Origin of the sequence: Amycolatopsis nivea (assembly GCF_004522235.1) — a bacterium.
In the GTDB taxonomy this organism is placed as follows: domain Bacteria; phylum Actinomycetota; class Actinomycetes; order Mycobacteriales; family Pseudonocardiaceae; genus Amycolatopsis; species Amycolatopsis nivea.
In genome coordinates this window covers 13,735-33,249 of the sequence record NZ_SDLT01000033.1, presented here as the reverse complement: position 1 = coordinate 33,249, position 19,515 = coordinate 13,735, and the positions used below count along the sequence as shown (strand labels likewise).

Sequence of the window (19,515 nt, the reverse complement as noted above, 5' to 3'; positions counted from 1 at the left end):
GTCTGTAGAGGACTCTACACCTGTAGTGTGCCGAGGGTGGAACGGACAGCTGTGATCGGCGACGCAGCCATCGAGGTCATCGCGGCCGAGGGCATGCGCGGGCTGACGCACCGCGCCGTCGATCGGGCGGCCGGGCTGCCCGCGGGTTCGACGTCGTACTACGCGCGCACCCGCGTCGCGTTGCTGGAGCTGGCCGCGGACCGGATGGTCGCGCTGGACCAGGCCGAAATCGTCCCGCCGGAAGGGAAACTCGCGGAGTTCCTGGGCGCGACGGTCCACCGCTCGATCACCGTCGGACGCACGAGAATGCTCGCGCGCTACGAATTCGCGCTCGAATCGACCCGACGGCCGGAGCTGCGCGCTCGATACGATGCCGGTGGGCTGGAATTGCGCCGCCGGTGCGCGGAAGTGCTTGCCGCGGCGGGTTCTCCGACTCCCGAGGACCACACCCGCGTGCTCATCGGGTGGCTCGACGGATCGATCTTCGACGCGCTGGCAGGCACGGGCTCCGTCAACCCGCCGACCGAAGCCGAACTGGTTGCCGGAGCCCGTGCCGTGCTCGCCGGATTGGGGCTGCCGCACGCCTGATCAGGCGTCGCGGCGGTTCAGCAGCGCGGTTCCCGCGGCGATCCCGGCGGCCGCCCAGGCGAGGCAGACCAGCACGCCGACCCAAGGCCCGTACGGCGGCAGGCTGCCCAGCAACGGGTTCGGGTCGCCAGGCGGCACCATCGCGTTCATGCCAGCGAAGGCCGGGAAGTAGTTCATCGCCGGAGGGAACACGTACGACGACATCAGCATCGGCAACGGCAGCAGCAGCACGATCACCACCACCAACGTGCCCGCCGCACTGCGCAGCACGAACGAAATCCCCAGGCACAGCACGCCGAGCAGCGCGAAATACGCACCCATGCCCAGCGCGGTGACCGCCCCTTGCGACAGCGACGTGGAACCCCCAGCCCCACGCATCAGCACCGAGGCGACCCCCATGCCCAGCACGGCGACGACCACGCCGTAGACGAACAGCACCGGCACCAGCACCGCGGCCTTGGCGGCGGTGACCCTCGCCCGCACCGGAACCCATTGCAGCGTCGAACGAATCGACCCGCTGGTGTACTCGCTGGTCACGAACAGCGTCGCGACCGCGAGCACGCAGAACTCGACCAGGTAGATCGCACCGCTGTTGACGATGCCGTGCGCGGTCTGCTGCCGTTCGCCGCCCGCGTGCTGGGAGATCCCGGTGACGACGGAATAGAACGCCATCAGCAGCACTCCGCCGATCAGCGACCACCACGTCGCGCGCACCGACCAGAACTTGGTCCACTCCGCCGAAATCGCCAGCTTCGTCATGCCGTAACCCCGTATTCCACCGATCCGGCGGTCAGTTCCATGTACGCCTGCTCGAGCGAAGCGGTCCGCTCGGCAAGTCCGTGCAACCGGACGCCCAGTTCGTAAGCCAGGTCCCCGATCTCGGCCGCGGACGCCTCGTCGACGAGCAGTTCGCTGTCCTCCCCGGGCAGCACCGACCGGCCGTTCCCCCGAAGCCAGTCCGCGAGTTTCGTGCGCTCCGCCGGATCCGGCACGAGGACCGCGACCGACCGGCTCGAGTTGCCCGCGATGAAGTCGCCGATCGCCGCGTCGGCGAGGATCGAGCCCTTGCCGATGACCAGCAGCCGGTCCGCGGTCAGCTGCATTTCGCTCATCAGATGACTGGAGACGAACACGGTGCGTCCTTCGGCGGCGAGCGAACGCATCAGCTGCCGCACCCAGCGGACGCCGTCCGGGTCGAGTCCGTTGACCGGCTCGTCGAACATCAGCACGCCGGGGTCGCCGAGGAGCGCGCCGGCGATGCCGAGCCGCTGGCTCATGCCGAGCGAGAACGTCCCGGAGCGCTTGCCCGCGACGTCGCTCAGCCCGACCGTCGCGAGCACTTCCTCGACGCGGCTCGCGGCGATCCCGTTGCTGCGCGCCATCGCGAGCAGGTGTTTGCCCGCACTGCGGCCGGGATGCATGGCTTTCGCATCCAGCAGCGCACCGACTTCCCGCAGCGGAAACCGTAGCTCTGCATACGGTTTGCCGCGGATCAGCGCGTCGCCGGAGTCCGGCCGGTCGAGCCCGACGGTCATCCGCATGGTGGTGGACTTGCCCGCGCCGTTCGGGCCGAGGAACCCGGTCACCGTGCCCGGCTCGATGACCGAGGTGAGGCCGTTGACCACGGTCTTCTGGCCATAGCGCTTCGTCAATCCGCGAAACGTGATCATAGGGCGAAGTCTGCGCCCGCGCGGGGTGCGCGGACATCAGCCGACCGTCCCGGACCGACCCCGACTTTCGGCAGGGGGTCAGCGCGACCTGCGGGTGGTGTGCCGGGTCGGGGTGGCGGTCGCGGGGTCCTCCGGCCACGGGTGTTTCGGATAGCGGCCGCGAAGGTCCGCGCGGACGGCGGCGTATCCGGTGCGCCAGAAGGATTCGAGATCGGCGGTGACCGCGGCCGGGCGGCCGGCGGGCGAAAGCAGGTGCAGCACCACCGGGACGCGGCCGTCGGCGAGCGACGGCGTCTCGGTCCAGCCGAACGTCTCCTGCAGCTTCACCGCGAGCACCGGCTGGTCTCCGTGGTAGTCCACGCGGTAGTGCGAACCGGACGGGACTTCGAGCCGGTCCGGAGCGAGTTCGTCGAGCCGCGCGGCTTCGGGCCAGGGGAGCAGGCCGCGCAAGGCAGTTCCGGCGTCGACGTTCGCCAGATCGGCTCGGCGGCGGACTCTCGACAGGTCCAGCCAAGTGTCTACTTCGGAAAGCAGCGCCTCGTCGTCCACCGAAGGCCACGGATCGCCGAGTACCCGGTGCAGGAAGGCAAGGCGGTCGCGGAGGCGGGTGCCGTCCTGGCTCCAGCGCAGCAAACCGAGACCTTCGGTGCGGAGTCCGGTGACGATTGCGTCGTGGACTAGCTGCGGATCTGGGTTGCGTAGCGGCTTTTCCGACAGAACGATCGCACCCAGCCGACGGACGTGCCGGGCGACGACATCGCCGTCCCAATGCACTTCGTCCACTTCGGACACCAGGGTCGGCGCGGCTCGGGTCGCCAGTGCTTCGTCGGCGGTCGCGGCGAGGCGGATGGTGCCGTGCACGCGGCCCGGGTCGCGGGTTGCTTCGGCGACGGCCAGCCATTCGGCGTCGCCCAAACCGCTGCCGCTGGGCAGTTCCGCCGCGGTGCCGCTGGCCATCAGATACACCGGGGCCGACCCCGCGCGCCGCCGCGCCAAGCGTTCCGGGTGAGCGAGGGCGACGACCAACGCGGGGTCCGGGTCTGCTTTGGCCGGGGAATTGACCAGTGTGGCCAACCGTTTCGCGTCCCGCTGCCATCGGCGCGCCGCGTCGTCGTGTGCGGAACGAAGCCGGCGCAATTCGGCCTCGACATCGGTCAGCGTCGCTCCGGTATCGAGCAGCGCGACTACTTCCGCGGCGGCCCGGGCTCCGACGGCCTCAGCGCCGTCCAGCAACGCGCGGGCCAGCCGGGGATGCAGGCCGAGGTCGGCCATCTTCTGTCCGCGCGGCGTGACAGCGCCTTCCGAGGTGGTCGCGCCGAGCGTGACGAGCAGGCTTCGCGCGGCGGCGAGGGCACCTTCGCCGGGCGGATCCCACCAAGCGAGGCCGGTTCCGTCCGGAGTGGACCAGCAGGCGAGTTCCAACGCGAACCGCGCCAGTTCGGCGGTACGGATCTCCGGCTCCGGATACGCGGGCAGCGTCGCTTGCTCGTGCTCTGGCCAGCAGCGGTACGCGCGGCCAGGCGCTTCGCGGCCCGCACGACCAGCGCGTTGTTCCGCCACCGCTGCCGAAACCCGCACCGTGGCGAGCCCGGCGAGACCACGTCGATGGTCCACGCGAGGAACGCGTGCGAGACCCGAGTCCACGACCGCGCGGACGCCGGGAACTGTCAGGCTCGACTCGGCGACGGCGGTCGCGAGAACTACCCGGCGGCGGTCGCGTGGCCGCAATGCTTCGTCTTGCCGGGCAGCGGAAAGCCGTCCGTGCAGCGGCAGCACGTCCGCGTCCAGCGAACTCAGCAACGCCGACGTACGCGCGATTTCCCCGGCTCCCGGGAGGAACGCGAGTACATCGCCGTCTCCTTCGGTGAGGGCCTTCCGGACCGCCGAAGCGACTGCGGCTTCCGGGCGTTCCCCGCGCGCCGGAGCGCGGTAGCTCAGCTCGACCGGATACGTGCGCGCGTGCGCGGTGATCACCGGGGCGTCGCCGAGCAGTTCGGCCAGCCGTCCGGACGCGACCGTCGCCGAGGTCGCGAGCAGCCGCAGGTCGTCGCGCAATCCGGCACGGACGTCGAGGAGCAGGGCGAGCAGCAGGTCAGCGTCGAGATGGCGTTCGTGGCATTCGTCCAGCAGGACCGTCGACACCCCGGCCAGCTCGGGGTCGTGCTGCACCCGCCGCACGAGCAGCCCCGACGTGACCACCTCGATCCGCGTGCGCGACGACACCTTCCGGTCGCCGCGCACGGCGTACCCGACCGTCTCGCCGACCGGTTCGCCCAGCAGCGCGGCCATCCGCCCGGCCGCGGCCCGGGCAGCCAGCCGACGCGGCTCGGCGACCACGACGCGTCCTTCGCCCCGGTTCAGCGCGAGCGGCACGAGAGTGGTCTTGCCGGTGCCGGGCGGGGCGACGAGCACCGCGGCGCCGTGGTCGTCGAGCGCGCTCAGCACGGACGGCAGCACCGCGCGGACGGGCAGGTCCGGCAGCGAGGCTAGGTCGGTCACTGCTCGGTGATCTCCGGTGGATTCGGCAACGGGTAGTTCGACGGCCCGATGTTCGTCTCCAGCGACTTCCGCCAGGCCCCGGTCGACACCATCTTCCGGATGGCGTCGTCGACCGCGTGCTGGCCCTCGGTGTCGCCCTTGCGCAGGCCGATGCCGTACCGCTCAGTGGAGAATGGACGGCCGACCACCTTCAGCAGCTCCGGGTTCTGCGCGGCGTACCCGGCGAGGATCACCGCGTCCGTGGTGACCGCGTCGACCTGGTTCGCCAGCAGCGCGGTCACGCAGTCCGGATAGCGCGGGTACTCGACCAGCTTCACCATCTGCGCGAACTTGTCCTTCACCGTCTGCGCGGGAGTCGAGCCGGTGACCGAGCAGAGCCGCTTGCCGTTGAGGCTTTCCGGGCCGGTGATGTCCGGCGAGGTGAGCCGCACCAGCAGGTCCTGGCCGGTGACGAAGTACGGGCCGGCGAAGCCCACCTGCTGTTTCCGCTTGTCGGTGATCGAATAGGTGGCCACGACCAGGTCGACCGCGCCCGAGGTGAGGTCCGTTTCGCGGCGCGCCGGGGTGGTCTCGTGCCAGGTGATGTGGTCCGGTTCGACCCCCAGTTCGCGTGCGACGAAAGTAGCGACATCGACGTCGAAACCGGCGAGCCTGCCGTCGACGGTCCGCTGCGAAAGCCCGGGCGCGTCGAACCGGATTCCGATGGTCAGGTGGTTGCCGTCACGCGCCCGGGTGGGAAGCGGATCGTCCTTCGATACCTCCGACGACCCGCACGAGACGCAGCTGACCAGCAGAAACACGGCGGCGAACGCTGCGCGTAACCGCATCGGTGCCTCCGCTTCGCCGGTTGGCTGCTCACATGGTTCTCAGGTCAGACGGCTAGCCTAAGCGCGTGCGCCGACTGCCCCAACCTGTACTCGACACCATCGGCACCCTCGCCCGGCTCGGGCTGGCTGCCGTGTGGCTCGTGTCCGGCGGCCTGAAGATCGCCGATCCGGGACAGACGTACATCGCCGTGCAGGCCTACGACGTGCTCCCGCACGCGCTGGTGCGCCCGGTCGCGACCGGGTTGCCGCTGCTGGAACTGGTGCTCGGGCTGCTGCTGCTCGCCGGGCTGGCCACGCGCTGGGTCGCGGGAGCGTCGCTGCTGCTGCTGGCCGTGCTCGTCGCGGGCATCGCGCAGTCGTGGGCGCGCGGGCTGAGCATCGACTGCGGCTGCTTCGGCGGCGGCGGGCGCGTGGACGCCGGGCAGACCGAATACCCGCAGGAGATCCTGCGCGACACCGGTTTCGCCCTGCTCGCGGTGTGGCTGCTCGCCCGGCCGCGCACGTGGCTTTCGGTCGACGGCTGGCTCGGCTGGGGCAAAGGCAGGAACGCCGGGAACTCGGGCGAGGCCTCGGACGACTACCCCAAGGGCATCGCGGAAGGGAATTAGGAACAGTGGGTGGAGCTGCGCGCAACGCGCGGAAAAGCCGTCAGCAGGCGGCGGCCGCGAGGTCGGTCGCCCAGGCGCGGGGCTCGAAGAGCGACCGGAACAAGATCATCGCGATCGCCGTGGCCGTCGTGGTGGTCGCCGCGCTCGTGATCGGCGGCGTGCTCTGGATCAACTCGAGCAAGAACGCGACGCAGGACAGCGCGATCCAGCCGGGCACGACCTCGGCGCTCGGACCGGGCGTGGTCGAGAAGCGCGACGGGGCCGTGGTGACGGTCGGCAAGCCGGGCGCGCCGAAGACCATGGACCTCTACGCGGACTTCCTGTGCCCGTACTGCGCGAAGCTGCAGCAGGACTTCGGGCCGCGGATGGAGAAGGCGATCAACGACGGCCAGCTCACCGTGCGCTACCACATGGTGATCCTGCTCAACAAGAACTCGGACCCGCCGGGCTACTCGCTCGACTCGGCGAACGCCGCGCTCGCCGCCGCCGACCAGCAGAAGTTCACCGCCTTCCACGACGCGCTGTTCAAGAACCAGCCGCAGGAAGGCGGGCGCGGGTACGACAAGGCCCAGCTGATCAAGCTCGGCCAGGACCTCGGGATCAGCGACCCGAAGTTCGCGCAGGCGGTCAACTCCGGCGCCTACGACCAGCAGCTGCAGGCGGCGTTCCAACAGATCCAGAACGACCCGAAACTGCAGCAGGACTTCGGCAACGGCCAGATCGGCTTCGGCACGCCGACCGTCGCGGTCGACGGCAAGGCCGTTCCGGCTCAGGGCGACTGGCTGACGAAGATTCTCAACGGCTGACCTGATCCGGTCAATTCGCCTGTCCGGGCACAACTCGTCCGCTAACCTGGGCCGCAGGGTTCAGGGGAGGGGCGGGTTGTGTCCGGTTTTCATGTCGACGACTGCGCGTACGAGAACTACGCGAAGCAGGTCGACCCACTCGGCGACGAGGTGCGTTCCGCGGCGAAAGCGCACATCGGTCCGCACGTGACGCTGTCCGGCGACGGGTTCTCCGCGATCGGGGACGAATCCGGGTTCGCCGGCGCGTACGGCGCGCGCATGCGGGCATTGCAGGAACGGATGCACGCGCTCGGCGGCGGCTGGCACAACGTCGGCGAGGCCGCACGGCGCACGCAGGGCAACTACGCCGCGGTCGAGCAGGAACACGGCGACGCGATGCGCAGGCTTTCGTGAACGCTCCCGTCGATCATCTGGTCCGCAACGGGCTGGACACCACGAATCAGTTCGCCGCGAAGCTGAAGCACGACCCGTCGGCGATCCACGGCGCGCGCGACGGGCATGTCGCGCTGCAGACGTCCGTCGGCCAGGCCAATCAGCACGCCGGCGCGCAGCGGGTGAATCTGGCGCACGCCAGTTCCGGGGCGACCTCGGAGCGCGCGGTCCAGACGTCGAAGGACCTGGAGAAGGAAGTCCAGGACCTTCTCGACGAGAGCGCGGAAATCGAGCGGGCGGTCGCGGAGGCGGCGGAGACGCTGCACGTCGGCGAGATCCGCAACGACCAGGTGCGGGACCAGATCCTGCGGGAGATCGCGTCTTCGATGAAGGCGCTGGCGGCGGTCAACGGGATCCAGCCGCCGGAGAGCCGGGCGGCCGCGGCTCGGCAGATTCTCCTGCAGCTGCAGACGAAGATCGGCCAGTTGACCGGGCAGGCGGCCACGTTCACCGAGGAGACGCTCGGAAAGCTGACCGGACTGGGGCAGCGGCTCGGCGGCTCGGAGTCGACGTCCGCGAGCAGCGCGACGACGTCGGTGCCGCAGGCGTTCAACAACAACGGCGCGCACGTCAGCCACGGTGGCGGTGGAGGCGGCGACAGCGGCGGCGGTGGAGGCGGCGGCGGGTATGCCGGGAAGCCGCGGTTGCCGGTGGCCGTTCCGCCGCAGCCGGGCAGCGGGGTCGGGATCAACCTGCCGGGCGGGAAAACCGTGATGGCACCGAACGAAACCGCGGCCAAAGCCGTGCGGGCGGCGTTGTCTCAGCTGGGCGTGCCGTATGTGTGGGGCGGGACCGCGCGCGGGCAGGGGCTCGACTGCAGCGGGTTGACCATGACGTCCTATCAGGACGCTGGGTTGCAGTTGCCGCGGACGGCGAAGCAGCAGACTGTCGGGGCCGAGGTGCCTTCTATCGATCAGTTGCTGCCCGGGGATTTGGTGGTGTGGTCCGGGCACGTCGCGATGGTGATCGGCGACGGGCAGATGGTCGAGGCCGGGGATCCGGTGCAGATCAGCAAGATCCGGACGACCAACGCCGGGCAGCAGTTCATCGGGTTTTACCGGCCGACGGGGTGAGTGGTGGCTGAATTCGACATGGATCGCGCGGTGGCGCGGGTGATGGAGGAGGCTTCCCGGACCGGGGAGGCGGCCGCGGCTCGGTTCGAGCGGGCTGGACCGGTGGTCGGGAAGGCTGCTGCCGGCGGGGTTTCCGTCGAGGTCGCGCCTGGCGGGTTGCTGACTGGGCTGACGGTTTCCCGTGCTGCGTTGCGGGGCGGGTCGGAGGCTGTTGCCGCGCAGATTCTGGAGTTGTCACGGCGGGCCGAGCGGCGGGCCGGGGATCGGATGTATCAGGTGCTGTCGCCCGTTTTGGGGGCGGATGCTGTGGCGGCGTTGGGGTACGCGGCGTTGGCTGAGGATGATCCCGATTTTTATGACGAAGAGCCGGTGGTGTTGTGAACACTCGGGAGCTTATTTCGCTGGCTCGTTCTCGCGAGGCCGCTTTGGGGCAGGTCGCTTCGTTGATGGGGGAGGCTCGGGGGTCGGCTCATGCGTTGGATGGGTCGGTTGAGGTGACTGTGGATGCGTTGGGGGCGTTGAAGCGGTTGTGGCTTGCGCCTTCGTTGGCGTCGGCGGATCCTTCTCGGGTTTCGGCGTTGGTGCTTGAGGTTGTGCGGGTTGCGATGGCTGAGGCTGAGCAGGATTGCTACAACCGGGTGGGGTTGTTGTTGGGGGAGGAGGCTGGGTTGCTTGTCGAAGCCTTGTCTGGGCGGGCGGCTCCGGCTCGGTCTTCGGATGATGATCCTGGGATGACGGTGGAGGAGTTTCAGCGGTTGAGGGCGGAGAGGGTTGGGGAGAGGCGGTTTCCTGCTCCTGTCGCTGCTCCTGCTTCCGCTTCGGTTGAGTCTGGTGAGGATGAGTGGGAGGACTTTGATCCCGCTTCGTTGCGGTCGGATCGGTGAGTGGTTGCGGCTTCGGTATTTGGTGAGTTGCGACGCTGTGGGCTTCTGCTTCTGACGGGTAGGTCCGTTTAGTGGCGGGGGCTGACGCCCCCTTCGGGGGTGGTGGTTGCGTGGGGCACCCCGAAGCTTGATTGTGACTACGGCGCGGGGGTGCTTGTCAAGGCGGGAAAGATGCCTTGACAAGCACCCCCGCGCCGTGTTTTTGGCTTCGTATCGGGGTTGGGGGTGGGGTGGGTGCCTCGCTCGTTGGGGGCATCGCTGCCGGTTTAGGGCTTTGCGTTGTTGTGGTGAATGCTGGTGCGGCGGATTCGTTGCTTGTTGAACTGCTGAGAGAAATTAATGTGCCTGTCCCCGCCGAATTGGGGGTGGGCTGGGTGAGTGAGGGGAACCCTGAGGAACTCTGATTCCCTCAGGGTTCCCCTCACGTACTGGTGTTAGCCGCGTTCGATGAGGTGGCCTACTACTTCTGGGCCTGGGTGGGCGTGGCCCGAGCCGTCTCGGCGGAGGTCGATTTCTGGGAGTTCTACTGGGTCTCCGGTGCGGCTCGCGCCTGCTGGGCGGGGGCCTACCCAGGCGACCTGGACTTCGGTTTCTCCCTTGAGGAAACGGTGGGTTCGCACGCCGCCGGTGGCTCGGCCCTTCGCTGGGTATTCGCTGAAGGGTGTCACCTTGACGCTCTGGCCCGTTGCCGTCACGACCATGGGTTCGCCGTGTTCTTCGTCGTCGGTGCGGATGGCGCCGAAGAAGATCGCGGTGGCGTTTGCGGACAGTTTCACGCCTGCCATGCCGCCGCTCTTGGTGCCTTGCGGGCGGATCAGGCTCGCGGCGAAGCGCAGCAGGGACGAGTCGGACGAGATGAACGCCAGGGTTTCGTTTCCGTCGGTCAGCCAGGTCGCGCCTACGATCTCGTCACCATCCTTGAGGCTGATGACTTCGAATTCGTCCGAGCGCACGGGCCAATCCGGGGCACACACCTTCACTACGCCGCCGCGTGTGCCGATGGCCAGGCCTGGTGAGTCGCCTGCTTGTTCGCCCAGTGGGGCGATTCCTACGACGCGTTCACCCTTTTCCAGCGGTACCAGCTCTTTCGCTGCCATACCGCCGCGCAACGAGACTGTGCCTGCTTGTTCTGGGAGCACTGGCAGGGGCAGCACGTCCGTCTTGAACGCGCGGCCTCGGCTGGTCAGCAGCAGCACCTGGCCGCGTGCGGTGGTGTGCACGACGGCTGACACGGCATCGTGTTTTACGCGGCCGTTTCGGCGGCGGACTTCCGACGCCTCTTCGGATTCCGCTGCGGTGCGGGCGACCAGTCCGGTCGCCGACAGGATCACCTGGCACGGGTCGTCCGCCACCTCGAGCGGGCCGGACGGCTTCGACGCGGCCAGGACTTCCTTCAGGTCGCCGTCGATCAGGCGGGTGCGGCGGTCGGTGGGGAAGTCCTTGGCGATCTTCGCCAGTTCCGTCGACACGAGCTTCTTCAGGACCGACTCGTCCTCGAGGATCGTGGTCAGCTCGGCGATTTCCGCGCGCAGCTTGTCCTGCTCGTTTTCCAGTTCCAGGCGGTCGTACTTCGTGAGGCGGCGCAGCGGGGTGTCCAGGATGTAGGTCGCCTGGATCTCGGACAGCTTGAACTTCGTCATCAGGCCGTCCTTCGCGGCGGCCGCGTTTTCGCTTTCGCGGATCAGCCGGATGACCTTGTCGATGTTCAGCAGCGCGATCAGCAGACCGTCCACCAGGTGCAGGCGCTCTTCGCGCTTGCGGCGGCGGTAGCGCGTGCGCCGCGTGACGACCTCGTAGCGGTGCTTCAGGAAGACTTCCAGCAGCGCCTTCAGGCCGAGCGTCTGCGGCTGGCCGTCGACGAGCACCAGGTTGTTGATGCCGAACGACTGCTCCAGCGGCGTGAGGCGGTAGAGATCCGCCAGCAGCGCCTGCGGGTTGACGCCCACCTTGCACTCGATGACGAGCCGCGTGCCGTTCTCGCGGTCGGTGAGGTCCTTGACGTCCGCGATTCCGGTGAGCCGCTTGGACTTGTTGACCTCGTCGGTGATCTTCTCGATCACCTTCTCCGGACCGACGCCGTACGGCAGTTCGGTGACCGTGATCGCCTGCCGGCCGCGGCTGCCTTCCAGCGGGCCGGTCTCGACGTTCGCGCGCATCCGGACCACGCCGCGGCCGGTTTCGTAGGCCTTGCGGACCTCGTCCAGGCCCAGCAGACTGCCGCCGGTGGGCAGGTCGGGGCCGGGGACGTACTCCATCAGCTTGTCGAGCGTGGCGTTCGGATGGTTGATCAGCCACCGCGCGGCGCCGATCACCTCGCCGAGGTTGTGCGGGATCATGTTGGTCGCCATGCCGACCGCGATCCCGGACGTGCCGTTGACCAGCAGGTTCGGATACGCCGCAGGCAACACCGACGGTTCCTCGAGCGAACCGTCGTAGTTCGGCCGGAAGTCGACGGTGTCCTCGCCGAGTTCGCCGACGAGCAGCATCGCTTCGTTCGACATCCGGGCTTCGGTGTTGTGGTTGACGAAACCACCGGCCAGGAACGAGTGGTCCTCGGTGGTCACCCGCACCGAATAGACCTCGGCGGGTTCGGCCGCGGTCGCGTCTACGACCTCTTCGAACCGGTAGCCAGAGTCCATGATCGGCAGGATCGTCGCGAGGACCTCGGTGTCCTTGATGCGATCGATGATCCGGAGCCGCTCGGTTTCCCACCGTTCGATGCGGTCGAAGTTGTGCTGGGTGAGCCATTTCCGGCCGCTGCCACGACGGTCGAAGTCGAGCGCGCCGCGCACGTAATCGGCGACGAAGGGCACCTTGTCCGAACTGAGCCGGTGCGTGCGCAATACGGACCGCTGCAGGAGTTGCCGCAGCCTCGCCTGCTTCGACTTGAGGAAGCCGACACGCTCAGCGAACGCGCGGACGTTGCGCAGGCCGGACACCACAAGGCGGTGCTCGATCGAACCGTTGGGCCGGGTGTACTGCCGGTGCGTGGCGATGACACCGAATTCGGCGAGCATTTCCTGAAGCTGAGCGGCGAGCCGCGGGCTGTAGCTCGAGTACTGGACAGTGAAGCCGTCGACGGCGACCCGGCAACCGCCGTCTCCCTCGAACGCGGCCATCAGGAACGCGCGTTTCACGCCGGGGCCAGCGTTCCAGACGAACTCCGGGACGACCTTGTCCCGGGCCTGATGGCCGATGAACTCGGCCAGCGGGCTGGCCCGGAAGGCGTCCATCGCTCCGGAGTAGTCCTGGATGTCAAGTTCGCGGATCCGCTTGCGGTCTCGTCGCGTCGTGCGTTCCGACACGTAGCGCTTGCCTCCGACCACCTGGTCGTAAGCGTGCAGGACCTCGCCGAAGAAATGCTCGTCGGTGTTGTTGAAGCCGGCGCGGTTCTCGCTCGCGAACCCTTCGGACACCCAAGCCCCGGCGAGGACGCCGAGGTTGTACTCGCGCGAGGTCGGGACCACCTGCGTCCACGCGTTGCGGGCAAGACAAACGACGGTTCCCGGTTTGACCTCGTCGAGCTGCCGCCACTGGAACATCGGCACGCCCATCGGCGCTTCCAAGCACAGCACCGGGTGGTTTTCGCTGCCCCGGAGGGAAAAGCCGGACTTGGTGCGGATCTGGACGGTCGGGTGCGCGCCCGAGTTGAAGACCTTGTCGACCTGGACTGCCTTGCCGTCCTTGTCGAGCACCTCGAAGTCGGCGTCGGCTTCGGAATCGGCGGGCAGGTTCACCACGTCGGCGATGCGCGGGCTGGAGCCGTCCGCCAGGCGGATCCGGGTGTCGCCGGTCAGGCAGTACCGGCTCGCGGCCGGTCCGTCGTCTGGGGACCCGAAGTTTCCGTGCCCGTCGATCAGCGGGGCGTTCATCGAGAAGTCCTGCGCCAGCCGGACCATCGCGTCGTAAATCGCCGTGTCGCCGTGTGGATGGTACTTGCCCATCACGTCGCCGACCACGCGTGACGACTTCACGTACGCGTGTGTCGGGCGGTAGCCGTTCTCGTTCATCGAGAACAGGATTCGGCGGTGTACCGGTTTCAGGCCGTCCCGTGCGTCCGGGAGGGCGCGGGAGTGGATCACCGAGTACGCGTACTCCAGGTACGAGTCTTCGATCTCCGTCTTCAGCGGGTTGTCGAAGACCTGTGCGCCCGGCGAGTCGAACGCGCTCGGGTCGACCCGGGTCACCGGGGTCTTGCTACGGCGAGCCATGGCTCACAACTCCTTGGGAACGAACGGAAAACTCAGACGTCGATGGCGTCGCGGTCGACGCGGTCGGACGATTCGACCAGCCAGTTGCGCCGCGGCTCGACCTTCTCGCCCATCAGCAGTTCCAGCGCCAGCTCCGCGGCCTCGACGTCCTGGAGCGTGATCCGCCGGACCGAGCGCGTCGCCGGGTTCATCGTGGTTTCCCACAGCTCGTCGGCGTCCATCTCGCCGAGGCCCTTGAACCGCGGCACCGGCGTGACGACCGTCTTGCCCGCCGCTTCGAGTTCGGCGACCTTCTGCTCCATCTCGCGCTGGGTGAAGGTGAAGACGGTCTCCGAACCGCGGCCCTTGGTGGTGATCTTGTGCAGCGGCGGCATGGCCGCGTACAGCCTGCCGTCCTCGATCACCGGGCGCATGTACTTCGCGAACAGCGTGATCAGCAGGGTGCGGATGTGCGAACCGTCGACATCCGCGTCCGCCATCAGGATCACGCGGCCGTAGCGCATCGTCGACAGGTCGAACGTGCGGCCGGTGCCCGCGCCGAGCACCTGCACGATCGACGCGATCTCGGCGTTCTTCAGCGTGTCGCCCAGCGACGCCTTCTGCACGTTGAGGATCTTGCCGCGCAACGGCAGCAGCGCCTGGTACTCCGACACTCGCGCCATCCGCGCCGAGCCGAGTGCGCTGTCGCCCTCGACCAGGAACAGTTCGCTGCGCGAGACGCCGGTGGTGCGGCAGTCGACCAGCTTCGGCGGCATCGCCGCGCCCTCGAGCGCGGTTTTGCGCCGGGCGGCGTCCTTCTGCTGTTTCTGGGTGAGCCGCACGCGTGCCGCGTCGACCACCTTCTGCAGCACGATCTTGGCCTCGGACTTGGTTTTCCGGTCCTCGGTCCAGGCGCGCACCTGCTTGTCGACGATGCCCTGGAGGACGCGCGTGATGCCCGCCGTGGACAGTTCGTCCTTGGTCTGCGAGGTGAACTGCGGCTCCGGCAGCCGGACGTGGATCACCGCGGTCATGCCCTCCAGCACGTCCTCGGTGGTCGGCGGGTCCTCCTTCGCCTTGAGCAGCCCGCGCGTCTTGCCGATCACGTCCTGCAGCGCACGGGTGACCGCGCGGTCGAAGCCCCGGCGGTGCGTGCCGCCGTGCACGTTGCGGATCGTATTGGTGAAGCACTCCACGGTGCGCTCGTAGCCGGTGCCCCAGCGCAGCGCGACCTCGACCTCGGCGTGTCGCTCCACATTGGACTGCATGACGCCGTTGGCGTCCGCCGCGTTCTCCTTGTACGTGCCCTCGCCGGTGATCATCAGCGTGCCGCAGACGGGTTTTTCGCTGTCCGGGGCGAGGAAGTCGACCATGTCCGCCAGCCCGTTCGGGAAGTGGAAGGTCTCCTCGTTGATGGTGTCCTCGAACGTGGTGCGCAGCACGTACGTGACGCCCGGCACGAGGAACGCGGTGTTGCGCAGCTTCGTGCGCACGCCCTCGACATCCAGCGCCGCGCCGGTTTCGAAGTACCGCGCGTCGTACCAGTAGCGGATCGACGTGCCGCTGCGTTCGCCGCGCTTCATCTTGCCGACGAGGTTGAGGCCGGAGCGGCGGGTGAACTTCGCCTTCGGGCCGGGACCGTCGAACACGCCGGGCACGCCGTGCGCGAACGACATCTGGTGCACCTTGCCGTCCTGCTTCACCGTGACGTCGAAGCGGTGCGACAGCGCGTTGACCGCCGAAGCGCCGACGCCGTGCAGGCCGCCGGACGTCTTGTACCCGGAGCCGCCGAACTTGCCGCCCGCGTGCAGCCGGGTCAGCACCAGTTCGACGCCGGAAAGGCCGGATTTGGCGTGGACGCCGGTGGGGATGCCGCGGCCGTCGTCGTCCACCTGGACGCTGCCGTCGGCGTGCAGCGTGACGACGATGCGCGAGGCGTGGCCGGCCACGCCCTCGTCGGTGGAGTTGTCGACGACCTCGGAGAAGAGGTGGTTGATGCCTCGGCTGTCGGTGGAGCCGATGTACATCCCAGGGCGCTTGCGGACCGCCTCTAGTCCTTCGAGGTGGGTCAGGTCGTCGGCCCCGTACAGAGTCTCAGCGGTCACGAGGTCGTTCTCCCGGATCGAGGCGTGCTGTTCGGTGGGCAAACAGGTGGCCGGAGCAGGGGCCCCGGGCCGTCACCGTACTGCAGGATATCCGCACCCCCTGACAGGAACTGGCCGCTGCGCCTCCGACGGCGTCCGGAAGCGTGTCCCAGGTCACCGGTATAGTCCCGTAGGAATACATCTTCCACGCGAGTAGTTGTGCCGACAAGCAAGGTACGAAGCAACCGGCTAGGGAGCGGTCATGCAGTTCGGAATCTTCTCGGTGGGCGACGTCACGACCGACCCCACCACGGGCGTCACGCCCTCGGAGCACGAGCGCATCAAGGCGATGGTCAAGATCGCGCTCAAGGCCGAAGAAGTCGGTCTCGACGTCTTCGCCGTCGGAGAGCACCACAACCCGCCGTTCGCCGCGCCGGCGAACCCCACGGTGCTGCTTTCGAACATCGCGGCGCGGACGGAGAAGATCGTCCTCTCGACGTCGACCACCCTCATCACCACCAACGACCCGGTGCGCCTCGCCGAGGACTACGCCATGCTGCAGCACCTCGCCGACGGGCGGCTCGACCTCATGATGGGCCGCGGCAACACCGGCCCGGTCTACCCGTGGTTCGGCAAGGACATCCGCGAGGGCATCCCGCTGGCCGTCGAGAACTACGCGCTGCTGCACCAGCTCTGGCGCGAGGAGGTCGTCGACTGGCAGGGCAAGTTCCGCACCCCGCTTCAGGGCTTCACCTCGACGCCGCGCCCGCTCGACGGCGTGCCGCCCTTCGTGTGGCACGGTTCGATCCGCAGCCCGGAGATCGCCGAACAGGCCGCCTACTACGGCGACGGGTTCTTCGCGAACCACATCTTCTGGCCGACCTCGCACTTCCAGCAGCTGATCGCGTTCTACCGGCAGCGCTTCGAGCACTACGGGCACGGCAAGGCCGACCAGGCCATCGTCGGGCTCGGCGGGCAGGCGTTCATCCGGCCGAAGTCGCAGGACGCGTGGAACGAGTTCCGGCCGTACTTTGACAACGCGCCGGTGTACGGGCACGGTCCGTCGCTGGAGGACTTCACCGAGCAGACGCCGCTGACCGTCGGCAGCCCGCAGGAGGTCATCGACAAGACGCTGACCTTCCGCGAGCACTTCGGCGACTACCAGCGCCAGCTGTTCCTGATGGACCACGCCGGGCTGCCGCTGAAGACCGTGCTGGAGCAGCTCGACCTGCTCGGCGAGGAGGTCGTGCCGGTGCTGCGCAAGGAACTGGACGCGAAGCGCCCGGCGCACGTGCCGGACGCGCCCACGCACGAATCGCTCAAGGCAGCCCAGGCTGTCAACGCCTGACCCAGGTACCCCGGATCGAGTGGAGAGGTCATGACTGCACGCACTATCGCCGTGGTCACCGCGGGGTTGAGCCAGCCGTCGTCGACGCGGCTGCTGGCCGACCGGCTGGCCGAGGCCACCCGCGCCGCTCTCGTCGACGACGACGTGACGGTGAAGGTGTTCGAACTCCGCGACATCGCGGTGGACATCACCAACAACATGCTCACCGGGTTTCCCAGCCCCCAGCTGCGGGAAGTGATCGACACCGTGACTCGCGCGGACGGCTTGATCGCCGTGACGCCGGTGTTCACCGCTTCCTACAGCGGGCTGTTCAAATCGTTCTTCGACGTGCTGGACAAGGAAGCGCTCGACGGCAAGCCGGTGCTGCTCGCCGCGACGGGCGGTACCGAACGGCATTCGCTCGCGCTCGACTTCGCGCTGCGGCCGCTCTTCGCCTACCTTCGCGCGACCGTGGTTGCGACAGGCGTGTACGCCGCGTCGTCGGACTGGGGCAGCGTCGAGGCGACGGGTGCGTTGCAACAGCGCGTGGAGCGGGCTGGCCGCGAGCTGGCGCAGCTGGTGGCAGCGGCGCCTGAGGCGAAGCCGGACGACGAGTACGCGTCGGTGTCGTTCGAGCAGTTGCTGGCTGGTCACTAACGGCTCCTGGCGGTCAAAAGTGCCTGCGGCACCGGGGTTTCCGGGTTGAGGACCAGTTCGGCCTCGACGGTGAACCCGGCGTCGCGCAGCCACGTCGTCATGCGTTCTCGTGGGCGGCGGTGCACCTGGACGTTCATCGGGTGGCCGCCGTAGCCCTCGGTTTTCAGCCGCGTCTCGTCGCCGACGTGGAAGAGCAGTTGAAGCAATCCGCCGGGACGCAGCGCTTGCTGGAAGTTCGCGAGGACGGCCGGGAGCAGCTCGTCGGGCAGGTGGATGACCGACTGCCACGCCACGATCCCGGCCAGCGACGCGGCCGGCAGCGGATCGGTCATCGAACCGACCTCGAACGGCAGCTCCGGATAGTCGCGCCGGGCCACCTCGATCATGCCGGGGGAGAGGTCGAAGCCGTAGGCGGCCACGCCGAGCCCGTTGAGGTGGGCGGTGACCTGGCCGGGGCCGCAACCGATGTCGGCGACTGGGCCGTCGTCGACTTGTTCGGCGAATAACCGCAGCGCGGCAAGCAGATACGGCTGTTTGCCCAGTGCGTCGCGGACGAACGTGGCGTAGTCCTCCGCCACGGTGTCGTAGGACGTTCGGGTGTCGGCGAGCCATTCCATGTCAGCCTGCCGGACTCTGGGCGATGAGGACGGTGGCACGCGTGGTCCAGCCCAGCGCCGAGTACAGCTGTTGCCCGTCCGCGGTGGCGACGAGGATTCCGGTGGTCGCGCCGTGTGCCATGGCGTTTTCCGCGAGCGAACTCATCACCACGCTGCCGAGACCGCGGCGGCGATGCTCCGGGACGGTTTCGATCCGGTCCGCGATCGCGTCCGTGCCGACCACGGCCACGGTTCCTCGCGCCGCGACACCCGAATCGGGATGTCGCAGCACGGTTTCGCACACCGGCCCGTGCACGGTGGTCGCACTGGTGTAGGGCGGCGGAGTTGGACGCGCTGGATGTCGGCGCAGGGGAATGGTCATGAGCGCTTCGCGTGCGTCGCGGAGCTTCAGCCCAGCCTCGCGCACGATCGCTCCGACTTCCTCCGGCCGATTTGTCGGCACGGTCAGCCAGGTCGGGCGTTCTGCCGCGGCGACTTCTTCGGCGAGGCCGCGCAGGACGTCGGTTTCGGCGGACAACGCGACGACCTCGCGATGCCGATCCGGTTGTTCGAGCAGGACGTGCAGCCCGCCGCGGCTTTCCTCGGCGGGCCGGAATCCTCGGGACGCACCCCATCCCGCCTGCCAGCGGCGGATGAGGTCAGGTAGTGATTCGACCACGCTGAGCAGCTAACCACCCGGCACCGACAAAAACCGGCCAGCGCGGTGCCGGGTCCAGTATGGACAGTCCGGCTGGCAGTACCGCGAGCTCGGCGGCACACTGGCCCGATGGGATTGGGCAAGCCAGTGCGCCGGGTGCTCCTCTCGGTCGTCGGCGGGGCGCTGGTGATCGTCGGGGTCGTGCTGCTCGTGCTGCCGGGGCCGGGATTGCTGCTGGTGCTCGCCGGACTGCTGGTGCTGGCGTCGGAGTTCCCGGCGCTGCAGCGATTTGTCGACCCGGTGCGGACGCGGGCGATGCAAGCCGCGGAGGAGAGCGTGTCCTCGCCGCTGCGCATCGCCGGCTCGGTGCTGGCCGGTCTGGCGCTGCTGGCCGCGGGAATCGTGTGGGGGACGGTGCGGTCGCTGCCGCTGAGCGGGTGGAGCACGGGGACGAGTTTGATTCTGTCCAGCTTGATCTTGTTCGCGTTGCTGATCTGGAGTTACCGGCGGGTGCGGGCGAAGCGGGGAGNGATCTGGAGTTACCGGCGGGTGCGGGCGAAGCGGGGAGAGCCGTGAAGGACTCCTTGAGGGAATCAGATTCCCTCAAGGAGTCCTT

The 19,515-nt window shown here is 68.4% G+C and carries 17 protein-coding genes and 3 pseudogenes; 10 read left to right on the top strand and 10 right to left on the bottom strand.

Translation table 11 applies throughout. The features are described 5' to 3' along the window. Positions 1-36 precede the first annotated feature (36 nt). On the top strand, positions 37-588 hold the full coding sequence (locus EIZ44_RS31540) for a TetR/AcrR family transcriptional regulator (protein WP_134663386.1): 552 nt from the start codon (positions 37-39) through the stop codon (positions 586-588). On the opposite strand, the gene EIZ44_RS31535 is transcribed toward EIZ44_RS31540, so the two are convergent. From EIZ44_RS31535 to EIZ44_RS31520, 4 genes are all read right to left on the bottom strand, one after another. Further along, complete coding sequence (locus EIZ44_RS31535; RefSeq protein ID WP_037818317.1) at positions 589-1,347, bottom strand: ABC transporter permease; 759 nt, start codon at positions 1,345-1,347, stop codon at positions 589-591. Continuing rightward, on the bottom strand, positions 1,344-2,258 hold the full coding sequence (locus tag EIZ44_RS31530; protein WP_134663385.1) for an ATP-binding cassette domain-containing protein: 915 nt from the start codon (positions 2,256-2,258) through the stop codon (positions 1,344-1,346). The genes EIZ44_RS31535 and EIZ44_RS31530 overlap by 4 nt, the downstream gene beginning before the upstream one ends. A 78-nt stretch (positions 2,259-2,336) precedes the next feature. Next, entirely contained in the window at positions 2,337-4,757 is a 2,421-nt protein-coding gene (hrpB, locus tag EIZ44_RS31525; protein ID WP_167754333.1) for an ATP-dependent helicase HrpB, read from the bottom strand. Next, positions 4,754-5,584, bottom strand: coding sequence for a glutamate ABC transporter substrate-binding protein (locus EIZ44_RS31520; protein ID WP_134732798.1), 831 nt, complete (start codon positions 5,582-5,584; stop codon positions 4,754-4,756). Before EIZ44_RS31520 ends, hrpB begins: the two co-directional genes overlap by 4 nt. A gap of 98 nt (positions 5,585-5,682) precedes the next feature. Between EIZ44_RS31520 and EIZ44_RS31515 the strand changes: the two genes are divergently transcribed. From EIZ44_RS31515 to EIZ44_RS31490, 6 genes are all read left to right on the top strand, one after another. After that, positions 5,683-6,192: a MauE/DoxX family redox-associated membrane protein gene (locus tag EIZ44_RS31515; RefSeq protein WP_167754337.1), complete on the top strand. Its 510-nt coding sequence runs from the start codon at positions 5,683-5,685 to the stop codon at positions 6,190-6,192. A 5-nt stretch (positions 6,193-6,197) separates the two neighbouring features. Continuing rightward, positions 6,198-6,998, top strand: a complete 801-nt coding sequence (locus EIZ44_RS31510) for a DsbA family protein (protein WP_037818321.1) — start codon at positions 6,198-6,200, stop codon at positions 6,996-6,998. Between the two features lie 78 nt (positions 6,999-7,076). Beyond that, entirely contained in the window at positions 7,077-7,391 is a 315-nt protein-coding gene (locus tag EIZ44_RS31505; protein WP_134663383.1) for a hypothetical protein, read from the top strand. Next, the gene (locus tag EIZ44_RS31500; protein ID WP_043832359.1) at positions 7,388-8,503 is read left to right on the top strand and encodes a C40 family peptidase; all 1,116 of its coding nucleotides are present in this window, start codon (positions 7,388-7,390) and stop codon (positions 8,501-8,503) included. The genes EIZ44_RS31505 and EIZ44_RS31500 overlap by 4 nt, the downstream gene beginning before the upstream one ends. Then, positions 8,504-8,884, top strand: coding sequence for a hypothetical protein (locus EIZ44_RS31495; protein WP_107051186.1), 381 nt, complete (start codon positions 8,504-8,506; stop codon positions 8,882-8,884). After that, positions 8,881-9,387 (top strand): YbaB/EbfC family nucleoid-associated protein, encoded by a 507-nt coding sequence (locus tag EIZ44_RS31490; protein WP_134732797.1) that lies wholly within the window; start codon positions 8,881-8,883, stop codon positions 9,385-9,387. Before EIZ44_RS31495 ends, EIZ44_RS31490 begins: the two co-directional genes overlap by 4 nt. Positions 9,388-9,821: 434 nt before the next feature. On the opposite strand, the pseudogene EIZ44_RS46315 reads toward EIZ44_RS31490, so the two are convergent. From EIZ44_RS46315 to EIZ44_RS31480, 4 genes and pseudogenes are all read right to left on the bottom strand, one after another. Continuing rightward, a pseudogene (locus EIZ44_RS46315) lies at positions 9,822-11,903 on the bottom strand (DNA gyrase subunit A); the annotation flags it as partial. A gap of 390 nt (positions 11,904-12,293) precedes the next feature. Beyond that, a pseudogene (locus EIZ44_RS46310) lies at positions 12,294-13,184 on the bottom strand (LAGLIDADG family homing endonuclease); the annotation flags it as partial. A gap of 3 nt (positions 13,185-13,187) precedes the next feature. Beyond that, positions 13,188-13,598 (bottom strand): annotated as a pseudogene (locus tag EIZ44_RS46305) (DNA gyrase subunit A); the annotation flags it as partial. 32 nt (positions 13,599-13,630) lie between these two features. Then, the gene (locus EIZ44_RS31480; protein ID WP_037818420.1) at positions 13,631-15,682 is read right to left on the bottom strand and encodes a DNA gyrase/topoisomerase IV subunit B; all 2,052 of its coding nucleotides are present in this window, start codon (positions 15,680-15,682) and stop codon (positions 13,631-13,633) included. A gap of 241 nt (positions 15,683-15,923) precedes the next feature. Here EIZ44_RS31480 and EIZ44_RS31475 point away from each other — a divergent pair, with 241 nt between their 5' ends. Together EIZ44_RS31475 and EIZ44_RS31470 are read left to right on the top strand one after the other, a co-directional pair. Next, positions 15,924-17,009 (top strand): LLM class flavin-dependent oxidoreductase, encoded by a 1,086-nt coding sequence (locus EIZ44_RS31475; protein ID WP_134732795.1) that lies wholly within the window; start codon positions 15,924-15,926, stop codon positions 17,007-17,009. 30 nt (positions 17,010-17,039) lie between these two features. Further along, positions 17,040-17,645: an FMN reductase gene (locus EIZ44_RS31470; protein WP_134732794.1), complete on the top strand. Its 606-nt coding sequence runs from the start codon at positions 17,040-17,042 to the stop codon at positions 17,643-17,645. Here the strand turns inward: EIZ44_RS31470 and EIZ44_RS31465 are convergent. Together EIZ44_RS31465 and EIZ44_RS31460 are read right to left on the bottom strand one after the other, a co-directional pair. Continuing rightward, positions 17,642-18,262 carry a class I SAM-dependent DNA methyltransferase gene (locus EIZ44_RS31465; protein WP_134663376.1) on the bottom strand — a complete coding sequence of 207 codons (621 nt, stop codon included), beginning with the start codon at positions 18,260-18,262 and terminating at the stop codon, positions 17,642-17,644. The genes EIZ44_RS31470 and EIZ44_RS31465 overlap by 4 nt on opposite strands. Before the next feature lies 1 nt (position 18,263). Further along, positions 18,264-18,920, bottom strand: coding sequence for a GNAT family N-acetyltransferase (locus EIZ44_RS31460; RefSeq protein ID WP_240690650.1), 657 nt, complete (start codon positions 18,918-18,920; stop codon positions 18,264-18,266). Between the two features lie 108 nt (positions 18,921-19,028). On the opposite strand from EIZ44_RS31460, the gene EIZ44_RS31455 reads away from it, so the two are divergent. Continuing rightward, the gene (locus EIZ44_RS31455) at positions 19,029-19,475 is read left to right on the top strand and encodes a PGPGW domain-containing protein (RefSeq protein ID WP_134732793.1); all 447 of its coding nucleotides are present in this window, start codon (positions 19,029-19,031) and stop codon (positions 19,473-19,475) included. Positions 19,476-19,515: the final 40 nt, after the last annotated feature.

Excerpts from the sequence above, each read along its gene's own strand:
- EIZ44_RS31535 (WP_037818317.1), bottom strand. The coding sequence starts at position 1,347 with ATGACGAAGCTGGCGATTTCGGCGGAGTGGACCAAGTTCTGGTCGGTG.
- EIZ44_RS31530 (WP_134663385.1), bottom strand. The coding sequence starts at position 2,258 with ATGATCACGTTTCGCGGATTGACGAAGCGCTATGGCCAGAAGACCGTG.
- EIZ44_RS31520 (WP_134732798.1), bottom strand. The coding sequence starts at position 5,584 with ATGCGGTTACGCGCAGCGTTCGCCGCCGTGTTTCTGCTGGTCAGCTGC.
- EIZ44_RS31475 (WP_134732795.1), top strand. The coding sequence starts at position 15,924 with ATGCAGTTCGGAATCTTCTCGGTGGGCGACGTCACGACCGACCCCACC.
- EIZ44_RS31470 (WP_134732794.1), top strand. The coding sequence starts at position 17,040 with ATGACTGCACGCACTATCGCCGTGGTCACCGCGGGGTTGAGCCAGCCG.
- EIZ44_RS31465 (WP_134663376.1), bottom strand. The coding sequence starts at position 18,262 with ATGGAATGGCTCGCCGACACCCGAACGTCCTACGACACCGTGGCGGAG.